The following is a 15,197-nucleotide window of genomic DNA, read 5'->3' as shown; positions in this document are numbered from 1 at the left end:
GAATCGCAAAAAAGAAGCATCATGATGTCTCAGGGAGGAGCAAAGTGATTACCAAACTTACCCGCCGGGCTGCTGTATCAGCCCTGGTCGCAACCGGTGTTCTGTTTAGCGCAACAAGTGGTGCGCTGGCGGAAGACAAAGTTCAACTTCGCCTCGCAACATCAGGATCGGAGACCGATCAGCGCTCGGTCGCAATGGCCGAGGTTTTCGCACCCATGGTCGCTGAATTTGCGGCGTATGAGCCCAGCTATAACGGGACAATCTTCGCCCAAGGTACGGAGTTGGACGCCATCAGCCGGGGCAACCTGGAAATGTCGATCACCTCGGCGCAGGAACTGGCACAGTTCTTCCCCGAGTTTTCGATCTTTACAGCAGGCTATGTCCACCAGGACGCCGCGCATCAGGTGGCTGTCTTCAACGATCCCTTGATGGATGCCTTCAAGCAAAAGGCCGAAGAAGAACTGGGCGTCAAACTGCTGTCGGTCATGTATCTGGGCCGTCGTCAGGTGAACCTGCGCCAACCCAAGGATGAATTGACCGTCAGCACTCCGGCTGATCTGGAGGGTGTGAACCTGCGGATGCCGGGCACAGATGCGTGGCAGTTCCTGGGTAAAGCTCTGGGTGCTGCTCCGACACCAATGGCGTTTTCAGAGGTTTATACCGCGCTGTCGACCGGCGCTGTTGACGGTCAGGACAACCCGCTGCCGACCGTGGTTGACGCGAAGTTCTATGAAGTGACCAACCAGATCGTTCTGACATCGCACCTAGTCGACCTGAACTACATCGCTATTGGCAAAGAGGTTTGGGACAGCCTGACCCCTGAACAGCAGGCCAAGGTTCAGGAAGCAGCTGACGCAGCTGCCGAGTCCGGCCGTCAGAAACAGTTGCAGAAGGAAGAGGATCTCGTCAGCTTCCTGAAAGAGCAGGGGATGGAGATCTACGAGCCCGATCTCGCAGCGTTCCGCGATCAGGTACAGTCTATGTATCTGGACAGCGAATTCGCGGGTTCCTGGCCGGATGGTGTTCTGGATCAGATCAACGCTCTGGGCAACTGAGCCCTGTAATTCAAGGGAGGGAGAACCACAATGAAAGCCTTTATCAAGGGGTTCTTCCGACTGACCGAAGCGATTGCCGGCGGGATGCTGGCGGCAATCTTCCTGATCTTCCTTCTGCAAATTCTCTTGCGGTATTTCTTTACCCCCGCAGGTTGGACGCTTGAATTGATCGGCATTCTTTGGGTCTGGGTGATCTTTTTCAGCTGCGCCTTCATCGTGCGCGAACGGGATCACGTGAAATTCGACATCATCTACCTGTCTGTGCCCCGTCGCGTCCGTCAGGTTTTTGCAATGCTCGCGGCCGCGGCAATCGTGGTGGGCATGCTCTACAGCTTCCTGCCGACGTGGGATTACATCGACTGGATGAAAATCCGCAAGACCGCGACGGTCCGCAATCCGTTCTCGGGCGAGAAGATACCGCTGCGCACCGTGTTTTCGATCTACGCGGTGTTCATGCTGGTGGTGGCTGCGCGCTATGGCTGGCTGTTCTTCGACATCCTGCGCAACGGCCCTCCAAAAACCGAACTTGAAATGGTCGTGGGATTCAACGTGGTCGACGATCATCCCCGGGTCGATGTGGAAGACGACGAGGACGCAAGCAAATGAGTTTCGAACTTCTTTCCTGCCTGCTGACTCTCTTTGTTCTGGCAGGCATCGGGACACCTATCGGCTACTCCATCCTTTTAGCGTCACTGATGTATCTGGGTGTCGCTGGCCTGGACGTCGCGCTGGCGGGTGAAAAAATCCTGCAAGGCTTCTACAAAAGCACGATCCTGCTTGCCGTACCGTTGTTCATCGTCGCCGCCAATATCATGAATGCGGGGTCGATCACCGACCGACTGCTGAACTTCTGTGTCGCTGCTGTCGGTCGTTTCAAAGGCGGCCTCGGGCACGTCAACGTGGTGGCATCGCTGATCTTTTCCGGCATGTCCGGTTCTGCCGTCGCTGACGCTGCGGGGATCGGCAAGATCATCATTGAAATGATGACCAAGGATGGCCGCTACAGCCGAGGTTATGCTGCCGCAATCACTGCGGCGTCGGCGACGATCGGCCCGATCATTCCGCCCTCGATCCCAATGGTTCTGTATGCGCTCGTCTCAAAGGCGTCTATCGGGTCGCTGTTCCTTGCTGGCATTCTGCCGGGCCTGATCATGGGTATCGTCTTGATGGCGATGAACTATTATCTGGCCGGAAAGCGGAACTTTGCATTGGAAGAACCTGTTCCGCTGCGCGAGTTACCGGCTAAAACCGCCAACGCGTTCCCGGCGCTGCTGATGCCGGCGATCCTGCTGTACGGTATATATGGAGGCGTCACTACGCCGACCGAGGCCGCCGCAGTTGCTGCATTCTACGCCCTGCTACTGGCAGCGTTGTTCTACCGCGCACTGACCTTCCGTGGCCTTTATCAAGTGTTCGTCGACAGCGCGCGCTCTTCCGCCGCCGTCGGGGTGGTCATTGGTGGCGCGTTCATTCTGAACTTCATCGTCATTCAGGAACAGATTCCACAGTCGATCTCGGCCTTGCTGGAGGGTTCGGATGTCAGTCCGATTGTGTTCCTGATCCTGGTTAACCTGCTGATCCTTGCGCTGGGTTGTGTGTTGGACGCAACAACGATCATTCTGGTGATCGTGCCCCTGTTCATTCCAACCTGCGAAGCGCTTGGGATTGATCTGGTGCATTTCGGGGTGCTGGTCGTCGTGAACTCGATGATCGGTCTGATCACGCCGCCTTATGGCATTCTACTCTTTGTGATCAACGCCGTGACGGACATTCCGCTGCGCGAAATCATCTCGGAAATTTGGGCCTTCCTCGCGGTTCTCATCTTCGCTCTGGTGATAATGATGCTGATGCCGGATCTGGTCCTGTGGTTGCCGCGTATGTTTGGATATCAGGGATAATGTGCCTCTCGGTTTCGACAACGTCGATCCCCGGTGATCTGGCCGAAAAACTAAGTGCTATCGCTGACGCAGGGTTCGAAGGTGTCGAATTGCACGAACCGGATCTGACCGCTTTTGACGGGCCGCCATCGCAAGTCCGCGAGATTGCATCGGATCTCGGCCTGAAGATTTGCCTGCTACAACCCTTCCATAACCTTGAAGGCCAGCCCGATGCCGGACGTGAGCGCGCCTTTGATCGACTGAAGCGCAAACTCGATCTGATGAGCGAGTTGGGTACGGATCTGCTGCTAATTGGGTCTGCCTTTGAGGTCGATGTCGCCGCGACCGAAGAACAGGTAATCGCAGATCTTGGTGAAGCGACCGAGATCGCGAAAGAGATGGGGTTGCGTCTGGCCTATATGGGTTTGCCATGGTCGAACCTTATTCACTCGGATGAGCGGGCGCTAGGCATCGTTGAAGCAATCGACAGCCCTCATTTGGGGTTGGCTTTGAACTCATTCTTCTCGCTTGCCGACGGTTCCAAACCCGCCCGCCTTCGGGACATTCCCGGAGAACGGCTGTTTCATGTGCAACTGTCCGATGCACCCCGGCTTGAGATGGATATACGTCGGCTCAAACGGCATTTTGGACTTCTGCCAGGGCTTGGGTCGCTGAACCTTGCGGGCTTCGTGCGGGTGTTGTCCCGCGCCGGGTACAAGGGGCCTTGGTCGATTGCGCGCGTCAACGAAGCGGCACCACAGCCCGGTGGCCGAACACTGGCCCGGGACAGCTACAGGTCGCTGGTAAACCTCCTGGATGAGGTATCAAGGACCGAGCCGGGAACCGATTTCGGCATCCCGGATCTGCCGGAACGCGTCTATGCGTCAGGCTTTGAGTTTGTCGAGTTCACAGCCGACGAAACAAGCGGCGCGCAGCTGGCAGACATGCTGTCTGCAATGTGTTTTCGAATGGAGCGAAAACACGTCACCAAGTCCGTCGAGCTGTGGCGGCAGGGCGCGATAAACATTGTTGTGAATACCGAAAAGGAAGGTTTTGCCCATTCGGCGTTCCTGGGTCACGGCCCCTCCGTTTGTGACATGGGGTTGCGTGTCAAAGATGCGGATCAGACGGTTCAGCGCGCGACCGCGCTGGGCGCGCCGAATTTCTCACAGCCGGTGGGAACAGGGGAACTGGATATCCCGGCCATTCGGGGCGTTGGTGGCAATGTCGTCCATTTCATCGATGAGAAATCCGATCTGCATCGGGTATGGGACATCGAGTTTGAGCCAGTGGCGAAAACCAAAGCGACCCAGCCCGCCGGTCTGCGTCGTATCGACCATCTGGCGCAGACAATGCGTCACGATGAGATGCAAAGCTGGCTGCTTTATTACATCTCGACTTTTGAGATGGCGAAATCCCCGATCGTAAACGTTGCCGACCCGTTGGGTGTTGTGCAAAGCCAAGCCATCGAAAGCCCCGAAGGCGAAGTGCGTTTAAACCTGAATGGTGCAGTTGGGCGTCGAACACTGGCGGCTTCATTCCTTGAAGACGGTTTTGGTGCCGGTGTTCAGCACATCGCCTTCCAGTCGGACGACATATTTGAAACCTCAGCCCAATTGCGGAAGTCCGGTTTTCCCAGCCTGTCCATCCCAGAAAACTACTACGCTGATCTGCAAGCGACATTCGGGTTAAGTGAAGACCTGATCGCCCAAATGCGCAGGGATAACATACTCTACGATCAGGCGGCGGGTGCCGAGTACTTTCAGATCTACAGTCGTCCCATTTTTAACGGCTTTTTCTTTGAAATTGTTGAGCGCCGAACTGCTTACGCCGGCTATGGCGCGCGTAACGCTGCGTTTCGATTAGCGGCGCAAACGCGACACCACGTGGCGGAAGGAACAACCTAATATGAAGGCCGCACTAATCGGACAAGGGATTTCTGGCTCCATGACCCCTGAGATGCACGAGGCGGAGAGCCGGGCGCAGGGCATCGATCTGAGCTACGGTAGGATCGACACTGCAAAAGAGCCATTTCGTGGAATGTCGGTCGCTGATTTACTGCATTATTCCGTTGAATTAGGCTGTGCGGCGGTCAACGTGACACACCCCTACAAAGCGTCGGTCATTGATCATCTCGATGAGCTTTCCAAGACTGCTGAGGAGCTTCAAGCTGTCAACGCGGTGGTTTTTTGTGACGACCGAATGGTTGGCCACAACACCGATTACATAGGTTTCCACAGTGCCTTCGGAGATTTTTTGGGATCATCGAAGACTGAAACGGTTCTCATGTTTGGTGCTGGTGGCGCGGGCAGTGCAGTCTCTTTGGCTTTGCTTGATTCAGGTGTTCGAGATCTGGAGATCATCGATCCTGACTTCCACCGAGCGCAGGCGCTGGTCAGTCGACTAAAGGTCTTGCGCCCTTGTGCGAAGCTTCAGGGTTCCCCCTCGATTTCGTTGGAACGGGTCAAATTTGTGGACGGAGTGGTCAATGCAACACCGCTCGGGATGGATAAGTACCCCGGGTCGGTAATTGATCCATCATTGTTGCGGCCGGATGCTTGGGTGGCAGATATAGTATATTTCCCGCTCGAGACACACCTTCTGAGCAGCGCCAGCACAACTGGGTTAAAAGTGATGAATGGTGCTGGAATGGCAGTTCATCAGGCTGCAGCGTCTTTTGAAATCTTCACCGGCTGCACCGCCTCAATCAGTCGTCTTCAAAACGTTTTCGATTCACTTCGTCAGCAGCGCATGCGCGAGTTTAGAGGTGCAACGGTATGACAAACGACGAGCAAGCTATCCGCCAATGGTGGCGCACATCTATCATCGACATGAAGCCCGGCCAGATCGCGTTTCGCGGCAACGCCATAGAGGACCTGATCGGGAACGTATCTTTCCCGCAGATGATCTGGCTGATGGTGCGGGGCGACTTGCCCATCGACGCGCAAGCGCGCCTTTTCGAAGCTGCATTGGTCGCAGGCGTGGATCACGGCCCACAGGCTCCCTCAATCGCGGCTGCGCGTATGGCTGCCACCTGCGGGGTAGGTCTCAATAATGCGATGGCGACTGCGGTGAACATGCTGGGCGACGTGCACGGCGGGGCAGGAGAGCAGTGTGCAGAGCTGTACAATGATACCGCAGTCCGCATGGATGCGGGAGCTTCGCTGAATGACGCTGTTCGGGATGGCTTGGACAGCTGGCGCGAGACCTACGGCAAGATCGTATCGGGCTTTGGTCACAGGTTTCACAAGCCTGTCGACCCACGCGCACCTCGATTGATGCAACTTGTTCGTGATGCGGCGGCAGAAGGCACAGTTTCTGGCCGGTTTGCCGATATCGGAGAAGAGGTTCAAGCCGAACTCGGTCGTCAACGAGGCGGTCGGCCAATTGCCATGAATATTGACGGCGCGACAGCTGTGATCTTCTGCGAACTTGGCTTTCCTGCGCCCTTGTCACGAGGGCTGTTCTGCCTGTCCCGCTCGGTCGGAATACTCGCCCACGCTTGGGAACAGATGAACCAGGGTGGCCGCAACAAAGGGCCGATGCCCCCGAATTACTTACCCCTCTACGAAGACAGGAATGATGACACGTGAGACATCGAAATCCTTCCGGGTCGGCCTTATTGGCTGTGGTCGTATCAGTGATATTTACCTAAAGACACTATCCAAATTTTCGAGCGTCGAAGTCGTGGCTTGTGCAAGTCTTGATCCTTCGGAAAGCCGCGCCAAAGCGGATCAATACGGTGTCGCCCAGGCCTGCACGCCAGATGAAGTGTTTGACGATCCGACGATTGACTGCGTTCTGAATCTGACAATACCGGCGGCGCATGCCGAAATCAGCCTGCGCGCGCTGGAGGCGGGGAAACACGTCTATTCCGAAAAGCCACTGGTCATGAACCGAACGGATGGCAAGGCGATCCTGCACATGGCCTCTGAAAAGGGGTTGCTGGTCGGTTGCGCACCCGACACATTTCTGGGCGGTCGCTGGCAGACCGTTCGGCGCTTGATCGACGAGGGTACCATTGGCAAACCAACAGGGGTTTTTGCCCATGTCGGTACCCACGGGACGGAGCGCCACCATCCTAACCCGGACTTCTACTATCAGGCGGGTGGTGGGCCTTTGCTGGACCTTGGACCATACTACCTGACCGCGATGATCTGCTGTCTTGGACCAATTGACCGTGTCGCCGGAATGGCGCGGCGGACATTTGACCAGCGGATGATCGAAAACGGTCCGCGCAACGGAGAGTGGATGAATGTCGAGGTCGACACGCACTCCCTGAGCCTGCTGCAGTTCTCGTCCGGTGCCATCGGGTCAATGACTATGAGTTTCGACGTTTGGGACAGCGAAACGCCGCGGTTCGAGATCTATGGTGAAAACGGCACCATCAGCATCCCTGATCCTGACCCGGTTCATGGGGCCAATATCTTTCAAGGAGATGTCTGGTTGAAGACACGGGAGACCTCGCGCTGGGCTCATCAACCTCGTCCAACCGGTCGCGAAGACTGGCAGGTGGTCGAAAACAAACATGGGTTTAACGAAGACAGCCGTGGCCTCGGCCTATTGGACCTGGCTCTGGCGGCACAAGAAGGACGCCAACCCCGCGCGAGTGGAGCGGTTGCCTACCATGTGTTCGAGGTCATGGACGCGATTGAACGGGCGCCGAAATTTGGTGCCTATCAGACGATAGAAAGCCGTTGCGCGGCTCCGGAGCTTTTACCGGTCGATTTCCTTAATGATGAGAGGAAGGAATTGGTTCATGCCGATTGAGACACTCGACTTTGCTCAGCCATTCTTTCGCGTCCAGCACATAACTGACGAGCGCAGAATTTCTATCGAGGGTCGCGCCATCGTCCTTAACCTTGGGGGGCGAAATCTCTCTGTCGAGGATCAGACCATTGCGCCGCTTTCCTCTGTGATCGTGCAAGACAGCACGCTTAGCGGCGTGGAACGTGCCGTCATTGTCCACGGTTTCGACGCCCATGCCGATGACAACGAGTTGTTCGCATGGGTGAAAGATACATGGCCATCTGCTTTTGATGTTCGCCGAGAGGAGCGTTTGCGCGGTGTCAGCCACTACATGTCGCCAAAGGTCTTCGTGGGTAACGTTGGACTGACCATGTACCATTCCGGTTCGGTCCCATTGAATGTCGGGTTGCATAAGGATCATCCGTTCTGCCCGGTACCGGGGTTTCGCGAAGTGCATACGCAAATCGTAGGCTTTGGCAAAATGCAGCAATGCCGCGAACGGGACGTTGCAACCCTTTACCTCGAAGAATTCATGGCCCCCGGCACGACGCACAAGCCGATGTATGACGCTGAAGGCAACTATCCCTGGCATCAATACGAGACGATTACCCCCAGCATCTTCATGGCGGTAGAAATGCTGCCGGAAGGCGCACGGGTCCCGGACATGGAGGTTCAGAATGGCTGAGAGAATTTTACCCGAAGACCTGAACTTTGACGGCCATTTCCCCCGGTTGTCTCGCCGTTTGAGGCTGGGCGTCGTCGGCGGTGGACGTATCTCTGTCACGCAAGCGATGGCAGCGAGGATGAGCGACCGGTGGGAGGTCACCGCAGGCGCGCTCAGTTCAGATGCCGCTCGCAGCAAGGCGCGCGCGGCCGAGTGGTTCCTGCCGGCAGACAGGTGTTATGCGTCCTTCGACGAGATGGCTCAGGCCGAGGCAGCGCGCCCGGATGGCGTAGATGCCGTCATGATCACCACCCCGAACCACGTTCATTTCGATGCGGCCAAGGCGTTTCTGGAGGCGGGTATTGACGTGCTGTGCGACAAGCCCCTGACCAACGAAGTCGCCGAGGCCGAGGGGCTTGAGGAGATTACCGCGCGCACGGGACACATCTTTGCTGTCGGCTATGCGATGTCATGTTTTCCAGTAATCCGTCAGGCCAAACAAATCGTGGCGGAAGGCGGCATCGGTAAAATCAACCAAATACATGTTGAGTTTATGCAAGACTGGATGACGCCCGAAAATGTGGCCGATGCGCCTCATGTAAAGTGGCGGCTGGACCCAAAGATTTCTGGCCCGACCAGTTGTGTCGGCGATATCGGCACCCATGCCGCGCATCTGGCCAGTTTTGTCTCGGGCCTGCCCTTGACCGACCTACGGGCCGAGTTTCATGTCTGCGGCGCGCCAAAGCCTTTGGAAGACACAGCATTCATGTTCACCCGCTATCAAAACGAGGTTCCGGGAACCCTTTTGGCGACACGCCTTGCACCGGGAAATCGGGGTGGGTTGCGGTTGCGCATATTCGGGAGCGAAGGAGGTCTCGAGTGGGATTTGGAGAACTCGGAGCAGCTGAAGTTCAATCGGTTTGGTGAGCCGGATAATATCATAAGCCGAGGTCACGGGCATGGCATCGGCCCCGGCGCAGAACGTCTGATCCGTACCGCGCGCGGCTTCCCCGAAGGGATTATCGAAGCCTGGGCCAACCTCTATACGGAATTTGCCATGGCCGTAGCCGCGCGTCGGGATGGCGTTACCATTCCGGCCGATTGGCTTGCTTTTCCCAGTGTCAATCAAGGCGCAGACGGTGTCCGATTCATTGATGCCTCCGTGCGCTCTCACCAGTCCGGAGGGGGCTGGGTCACTCTCTAAGGCTCTGCCAACACGTATGTAAAACACGCCCGGGCAGTTGCCCGGGCGCTTTCATTTTCTGCTCGGCATTAAAAGTTGATATTTTAAGAAATATCAGATATTTTTTACTACATGTGATGAATTTAAGATTCGCAGACACGTGGAGCTGTCGTTTATGGTGAAACCCGAAGAGGCTGGCACAAGCCCCTCTCTCTATTCCTTGGCGCATCTGACGCTGATTGGCTGTACGCCGCCCGAGCTGGTCTATATCGCCGCGCGGGCCGGTTACGATGCCGTCAGTCCCCGGTTCATCCCGATGCATGTGCCCGGTGAATTCACCCAATCCCCGATCGACAGGACCCAGGTTCAGGCGACCAAAACGGCTCTGTCTACTACCGGTTTGAAGGTCCTTGATGTCGAACTTGCGCGCATCACCGAAGATGTCGATCCGCGCAGCTTTGAACCCTCGTTGGAGATCGGAGGGGAACTCGGCGCCAAACGCATGATCATGAGCGCGTGGACCAATACCCGCGATGATCGTGATTTTCTGATCGACGTCTATTCTGAAACCTGCGAACTGGCAGCGCCCTACGGGCTGACGGTGGATCTGGAGTTCCCGAGCTTCTCCCGCCTGCGCACTCTGGATGAGGCGCTGGATATTGTCCGCGCCTCCGATCAGCCGAATGGCGGTATTCTGGTCGACACGCTATATCTGCACCTCAGCCGTGTGGATCTGGGCGAACTGTTGCACGTCCCCTCGGACCTGTTTCACTTCCTGCATATCTCCGATTGCTTGCCCGGCATCGCCGACACGCGCGAAGGTATGACCCAGCTGGCTCGCGATGCGCGGCTCTATCCTGGCGAAGGTTGGATCGATTTCACCGGCATCATCGAACGGATGCCACCCGTCGACTATTCCATCGAACTGCCCAACCAAAGCCGCGTGGCCGAATTGGGGTTCGAAGAACACGCGCGTCGCTGTCTCAGCCACGCCAAGCGAACATTCGGCGAGGCGCGGTCACAGCGCCGCACGCCTGATGCTGCATTTCTAAAACACCAAGAGGATCATCATGGGCAAAGAGCTCACTGAAAACGACCGCAACATGGCGGCCGATATGCTGGCACGCGCCCGCGCTGCCATGGCCGAAATCGAGGATTGGGATCAGGACAGGCTGGACCGGCTGTCTCAGGCCATTGCGTGGTATGCGGGGAACGAGAAAACCTTTACGCGTTTAGCCCAGCAGGGCGTGGACGAAAGCGGTATCGGAGATCGCGCAGGGCGTCCTGCGAAGCGCTTCAAGATTCACATGGTGCTGCGAGATGTCTTGCGCACACCCTCGACCGGTATCGTCGAGGTGGATGAGGAAAAAGGTCTGGTGAAATATGCCAAACCTGCCGGTGTGATCGCCTCACTGATCCCGATGACGAACCCGGCGATGACTCCACCGGTGACCGGCGTGTCCGCCGCGAATGCCCGGAATGCGGTCATCTTCAGCCCACACCCACGAACCGCCCATACCACTTTTGAGATGGTCGAGGTCATGCGTGCTGCTTGCCGTGCCGCCGGTGCCCCAGAGAACCTGTTTCAATCCATTCGCAAACCGTCGATCCCTTTGACGCAACATCTGATGGAGATCTGCGACCTGACACTGGCGACCGGTGGCAAACCGATGGTCAAAGCGGCTTACAGTTCCGGACGTCCGGCCTATGGCGTCGGCGCGGGTAATTCCTCCATCGTCATCGACGAGACAGCCGATCTGGACATCGCCGCGCAGAATACGCGTATTTCAAAGACCTCTGATTTTGGGTCCGGTTGCTCAGCCGACGGCAACATTATCATCCAGCGCTCGGTTTACGACGATATGGTCAATGCTCTCGAAGCCGAAGGCGGGTACCTGTGCTCGGACGATGAGAAGGCCATGCTCGAAGCCGCTATGTGGGACGAAAAGGGCAACCGAACGTTCCCGACTATCGCCTGTCCGCCTCAGCAAACGGCCAAGGTTGCCGGCTTCTCGATACCCGAAGATCGCAAGTTTCTGATGGTCGAAAATCAGGGGCAAATCGGGCCGCAGCACAAGTTCTCCAAGGAAAAACTGACCACATTGATGGCGCTTTATCACTTCGACACGTTCAATGACGCGCTGGACACAGTCCGCCAAATCTACAACACCGGGGGCAAGGGCCATTCCTGCGGTATTTACAGCCATAATGACGATCACATCGATCGCTTGGCGCGGCTGGCTCCGGTCAGCCGTATGATGGTGCGACAGCCTCAGTCCAAGGCCAACGCGGGTGCTTGGACTAACGGGATGCCCATGACCAGCAGCCTGGGCTGCGGCATCTGGGGTGGCAACATCACCAATGAAAACGTCACCATGAAACACATGATGAACTACACCTGGGTCAGCCGTCCGATCCCCGAGGATCGCCCCTCGGAGCCGGACCTGTTCGGTGAATTCTACGGACAGGAGGTCGCGTGATGGACGGAGCGAAACTGGACGGCAAAACCGTTGCTGAGCACATCGTCGATTTCCTTGAGCGCCGTGAGGTCAAACATGTGTTCGGTCTATGCGGCCACACGAACATAGCGGTTCTGGCTGCGTTGGCGGATAGCCCCATCGATTTCGTCACCGTACGGCACGAACAAATCGCGAGCCACGCGGCGGACGCATATGCCCGCGTGACGGGCAAGGCCTCGGTGGTGCTGTCTCACCTCTCCCCGGGACTGACCAATTGCGCCACCGGGGTCGCCAACGCGGCGCTTGACTGTATCCCGATGGTGGTGATCGCCGGTGACATTCCCACGCATTACTACGGTAAACATCCGCATCAGGAGGTGAACCTGCATGCAGACGCAGCCCAATGGGAGATTTACCGACCCTTCGTGAAACGCGCTTGGCGCGTGGATCGCGCCGACCTGATGGCCGAGATTCTGGAGAAGGCGTTTCACCTCGCGGAAAGCGGTCAGCCTGGCCCCGTGTTGGTCAATGTGCCGATGGACATCTTCTCCAAAGTCATCCCGTCGGACAGCTTTGATCGTATTCTCGGTAACACGAGCGAGCTCAAGAAACCATCGATTGACGACGAGACAGCGCGAGAGATTGTCAAAGCGTTGGCTAAAGCCGAAAACCCTGTCGCCTATGTCGGAGGTGGTATTCTTCTGGCTCAGGCCAGCGAGGAGTTGCGAGAATTTGTTGACCATATGGGCCTGCCCGTCGCGCACTCCCTGATGGGCAAGGGTGCATTGCGTGACGACCACCCGCTTGTGCTGGGAATGACCGGGTTTTGGGGCACCGAATTGGTTAACCAGTCCTGCTTGAATGCGGACTACATCTTTGCAGTGGGAACACGGTTCAAAGAGGCCGATTGCTCCAGCTGGTATCCCGGATACACATTCAACATTCCCGGTTCGAAGGTTATTCATATCGACATTGAGCCGCAGGAGATCGGTCGGAACTATCCCACTGAGATCGGAGTCGTCGCGGACGCCAAGGCCGCTTTGCGCGTCCTCAACCGGGTCGCCCGCGAGATGTATCCGGACGGCTTCAAACGCCCCGCGCTGGAACAGAAGATCGCCGACTTCCGAACGGATTTCAAAGCGCGCAACGTGGAAATGGCGACCTCATCGGCCTTTCCGATGATGCCCGAGCGTATTCTGGCAGATACCCGCAAGGCACTGCCCGAGGATGCCATCATCACCACGGACGTTGGGTGGAACAAGAACGGTGTCGGGCAACAGTTCGACATTTTGACGCCGGGTTCAATCCTGACCCCGGGCGGGTTCGCTACGATGGGTTTTGGTCCGCCAGGAGCGATCGGTGCGAAACTGGCAGCGCCGGATCGCGTGGTGATCAGTCTGGTTGGCGATGGCGGTTTCGGTCAGAACCCGTCAATGCTGGCAACGGCGGTCGAACTTGATCTGGGCATCATCTGGCTGGTTATGAACAACAACGCCTTCGGCACTATCGCAGGTCTGCAAAAGGCGCATTATGGTCTGACATACGGGACTACGTTCCCTGGATCAGCTGAAGCTCCCGCAAACGGACCGGGTTATGCAGACATCGCACGAGCCTACGGTGCTGAAGGGCACAGGCTCAGTGCTGCTGATGAATTGTTGCCGGCATTGGAAGCGGCAATCGCCAGCGGCAAACCAACTGTCCTTGATGTCCCGATGATCAACAATCCGACGCCAACTACCGGGCATTGGAACATCCTCGACATCTATTCGCCAGACAGGGATGTTTCGCACGTCGCAACCTGACGTAGTTTAGAATTTGGGCGTACTTCTACGCGTAAGGCACTTGCCTATGTTTGCAAAACAGAACGGCAAGTGCCGCTGTGCTCAGGTTCAATATCTTGGGCTAACACTGCGTCGTACAAGAGATGATCTCTTCAACTGAAACATCACCGGCATCGGAAAAAGCTTGTAAGTGTTTTGGGTCAGAAATGCTTGACGTTTGGGTCAGAATTGAATGACGGAATTTACCGATTTGCTGAGGTTTTGGGTGTCAATTGAGTCAAATATCAGTGACGTTCCACATTTCCTTGTAAGGCGACACATAGTTCTGCCACTGACGACAGAACCTTGCCGTTTTCGCCTCACTTCCTTCATCCAGCACCCAGACTGATTTCGTTGAACCCGATCTCCTTTTGGGAAAACGGCGTTTTTTTCAGTCAGACACCGAAGGCGCCTGTTTCTGCTGAACTGCCACGTTGGGAAGGCCGGAAGGGGCGAGGCAATGCTCTTCGACGGGGCGTTTGGCTTGTCCAAATCCCGCTGGCCCCACTACAATTGTGGCGGTTGGGGCTGCACAGGTCATTTCTGCGCCAGAAACACGTTGTTTTCCGAAAAGATGGGCGGAAAGCTGAGCTCAGCTATCCGCACGAATGCCACAGTACGGCTTTCGGTTCGCAGGCTTTCATCAGCTTCTAGTAAACGCGCGACACAGGCTTCATTGACGCGCCAGCAACGAGCTCAGAATGAAATCCTCCATGCTTCCAGCGATTTTGCTCATGGGCGTTTCCGACAGTACGCTGCGATACGCGCTTCCTTCCAGAACCTCTATCACCAATTGCGACGCCTGTAGTGGATCCGGAACAGCGCGCAGGTCTCCTGCGTCAACTCCGCGTCTCACAACTTCTTCAAGCGCCTCGGTCAGTCTTGCTCGGTTTTCGACAAACAGTCGCGCGATATCCGGTTGACGAATGGCTTCGCTCGAAATTTCCAAGGTGAGGATGATGTTTTCCGGCGCAGCCAGATAGTTGGCATAGGCCTTGATGAACTTCTTCAACACTTTGGGTGCGGGTGCATTTGAATTCAGGACTTTCAGAAACGGCTCCAGCTCGCGGCGTTCAAGCATCGCGATTTCCACAAGCACGTCATGCTTGCCGCGAAAGTGGTTGTAGAGGTTTCCAAGGCTGACGCCGGCCCGCGCAGCGATGTCGCGGACGCCGGTCTGATGATAGCCGCGCTCGAGAAAACACATAACGGCGGCCTCCAGAATCTGGTTGCGACGCTTGGCCGTTGCCTTTTCCCGGGCTGAACCTGGTTTCTTGGTGTTTTCGGTCATTTTTGCTTTTTCATATTGAACGAACGATCGTTCATAGTATATGACATCCAATCGTACCCCGCAAGGCGCAATGGATCAGGCGGATCAGGAAAAACAGGA

General features: G+C 56.5%; 13 protein-coding genes. 12 read left to right on the top strand and 1 reads right to left on the bottom strand.

Annotated elements, in window-relative coordinates:
* Window positions 1-44 precede the first annotated feature (44 nt).
* The 12 genes from NOR97_RS12795 to NOR97_RS12740 all read left to right on the top strand — a co-directional run bounded on the left by NOR97_RS12795 (window position 45) and on the right by NOR97_RS12740 (window position 13,789).
* Window positions 45-1,055: a sialic acid TRAP transporter substrate-binding protein SiaP gene (locus tag NOR97_RS12795; protein WP_170347411.1), complete on the top strand. Its 1,011-nt coding sequence runs from the start codon at window positions 45-47 to the stop codon at window positions 1,053-1,055.
* 30 nt (window positions 1,056-1,085) lie between these two features.
* Window positions 1,086-1,661, top strand: a complete 576-nt coding sequence (locus NOR97_RS12790) for a TRAP transporter small permease (protein WP_170727937.1) — start codon at window positions 1,086-1,088, stop codon at window positions 1,659-1,661.
* Window positions 1,658-2,953, top strand: coding sequence for a TRAP transporter large permease (locus NOR97_RS12785; RefSeq protein WP_058282995.1), 1,296 nt, complete (start codon window positions 1,658-1,660; stop codon window positions 2,951-2,953). Before NOR97_RS12790 ends, NOR97_RS12785 begins: the two co-directional genes overlap by 4 nt.
* Window positions 2,953-4,839, top strand: a complete 1,887-nt coding sequence (locus tag NOR97_RS12780; RefSeq protein WP_257599337.1) for a bifunctional sugar phosphate isomerase/epimerase/4-hydroxyphenylpyruvate dioxygenase family protein — start codon at window positions 2,953-2,955, stop codon at window positions 4,837-4,839. Before NOR97_RS12785 ends, NOR97_RS12780 begins: the two co-directional genes overlap by 1 nt.
* 1 nt (window position 4,840) lies before the next feature.
* On the top strand, window positions 4,841-5,713 hold the full coding sequence (locus NOR97_RS12775) for a shikimate dehydrogenase (protein WP_257599336.1): 873 nt from the start codon (window positions 4,841-4,843) through the stop codon (window positions 5,711-5,713).
* The gene (locus tag NOR97_RS12770; protein ID WP_257599335.1) at window positions 5,710-6,525 is read left to right on the top strand and encodes a citryl-CoA lyase; all 816 of its coding nucleotides are present in this window, start codon (window positions 5,710-5,712) and stop codon (window positions 6,523-6,525) included. Before NOR97_RS12775 ends, NOR97_RS12770 begins: the two co-directional genes overlap by 4 nt.
* Entirely contained in the window at window positions 6,515-7,702 is a 1,188-nt protein-coding gene (locus tag NOR97_RS12765; RefSeq protein WP_257599333.1) for a Gfo/Idh/MocA family protein, read from the top strand. The genes NOR97_RS12770 and NOR97_RS12765 overlap by 11 nt, the downstream gene beginning before the upstream one ends.
* Window positions 7,692-8,366: a hypothetical protein gene (locus NOR97_RS12760; RefSeq protein ID WP_257599332.1), complete on the top strand. Its 675-nt coding sequence runs from the start codon at window positions 7,692-7,694 to the stop codon at window positions 8,364-8,366. Before NOR97_RS12765 ends, NOR97_RS12760 begins: the two co-directional genes overlap by 11 nt.
* Window positions 8,359-9,549 (top strand): Gfo/Idh/MocA family protein, encoded by a 1,191-nt coding sequence (locus tag NOR97_RS12755; RefSeq protein ID WP_257599331.1) that lies wholly within the window; start codon window positions 8,359-8,361, stop codon window positions 9,547-9,549. The genes NOR97_RS12760 and NOR97_RS12755 overlap by 8 nt, the downstream gene beginning before the upstream one ends.
* 154 nt (window positions 9,550-9,703) lie before the next feature.
* Window positions 9,704-10,618: a sugar phosphate isomerase/epimerase gene (locus tag NOR97_RS12750; RefSeq protein WP_257599330.1), complete on the top strand. Its 915-nt coding sequence runs from the start codon at window positions 9,704-9,706 to the stop codon at window positions 10,616-10,618.
* Window positions 10,599-12,008, top strand: a complete 1,410-nt coding sequence (locus NOR97_RS12745; RefSeq protein WP_257599329.1) for an aldehyde dehydrogenase family protein — start codon at window positions 10,599-10,601, stop codon at window positions 12,006-12,008. Before NOR97_RS12750 ends, NOR97_RS12745 begins: the two co-directional genes overlap by 20 nt.
* Window positions 12,008-13,789 carry a thiamine pyrophosphate-binding protein gene (locus NOR97_RS12740; protein ID WP_257599328.1) on the top strand — a complete coding sequence of 594 codons (1,782 nt, stop codon included), beginning with the start codon at window positions 12,008-12,010 and terminating at the stop codon, window positions 13,787-13,789. Before NOR97_RS12745 ends, NOR97_RS12740 begins: the two co-directional genes overlap by 1 nt.
* A gap of 691 nt (window positions 13,790-14,480) precedes the next feature.
* Here NOR97_RS12740 and NOR97_RS12735 read toward each other — a convergent pair.
* Window positions 14,481-15,098 carry a TetR/AcrR family transcriptional regulator gene (locus NOR97_RS12735; protein ID WP_257599327.1) on the bottom strand — a complete coding sequence of 206 codons (618 nt, stop codon included), beginning with the start codon at window positions 15,096-15,098 and terminating at the stop codon, window positions 14,481-14,483.
* Window positions 15,099-15,197 lie beyond the last annotated feature (99 nt).

Source organism: Ruegeria sp. YS9, from assembly GCF_024628725.1.
In the GTDB taxonomy this organism is placed as follows: Bacteria; Pseudomonadota; Alphaproteobacteria; order Rhodobacterales; family Rhodobacteraceae; genus Ruegeria; species Ruegeria atlantica_C.
The sequence above is the reverse complement of the archived record's forward strand: the minus strand, read 5'-3'. Positions and strand labels throughout refer to the sequence as shown.

Excerpts from the sequence above, each read along its gene's own strand:
- NOR97_RS12740 (WP_257599328.1), top strand. The coding sequence starts at position 12,008 with ATGGACGGAGCGAAACTGGACGGCAAAACCGTTGCTGAGCACATCGTC.
- NOR97_RS12755 (WP_257599331.1), top strand. The coding sequence starts at position 8,359 with ATGGCTGAGAGAATTTTACCCGAAGACCTGAACTTTGACGGCCATTTC.
- NOR97_RS12780 (WP_257599337.1), top strand. The coding sequence starts at position 2,953 with ATGTGCCTCTCGGTTTCGACAACGTCGATCCCCGGTGATCTGGCCGAA.
- NOR97_RS12735 (WP_257599327.1), bottom strand. The coding sequence starts at position 15,098 with ATGACCGAAAACACCAAGAAACCAGGTTCAGCCCGGGAAAAGGCAACG.
- NOR97_RS12770 (WP_257599335.1), top strand. The coding sequence starts at position 5,710 with ATGACAAACGACGAGCAAGCTATCCGCCAATGGTGGCGCACATCTATC.
- NOR97_RS12775 (WP_257599336.1), top strand. The coding sequence starts at position 4,841 with ATGAAGGCCGCACTAATCGGACAAGGGATTTCTGGCTCCATGACCCCT.
- NOR97_RS12790 (WP_170727937.1), top strand. The coding sequence starts at position 1,086 with ATGAAAGCCTTTATCAAGGGGTTCTTCCGACTGACCGAAGCGATTGCC.
- NOR97_RS12750 (WP_257599330.1), top strand. The coding sequence starts at position 9,704 with ATGGTGAAACCCGAAGAGGCTGGCACAAGCCCCTCTCTCTATTCCTTG.
- NOR97_RS12765 (WP_257599333.1), top strand. The coding sequence starts at position 6,515 with ATGACACGTGAGACATCGAAATCCTTCCGGGTCGGCCTTATTGGCTGT.
- NOR97_RS12760 (WP_257599332.1), top strand. The coding sequence starts at position 7,692 with ATGCCGATTGAGACACTCGACTTTGCTCAGCCATTCTTTCGCGTCCAG.
- NOR97_RS12785 (WP_058282995.1), top strand. The coding sequence starts at position 1,658 with ATGAGTTTCGAACTTCTTTCCTGCCTGCTGACTCTCTTTGTTCTGGCA.
- NOR97_RS12745 (WP_257599329.1), top strand. The coding sequence starts at position 10,599 with ATGGGCAAAGAGCTCACTGAAAACGACCGCAACATGGCGGCCGATATG.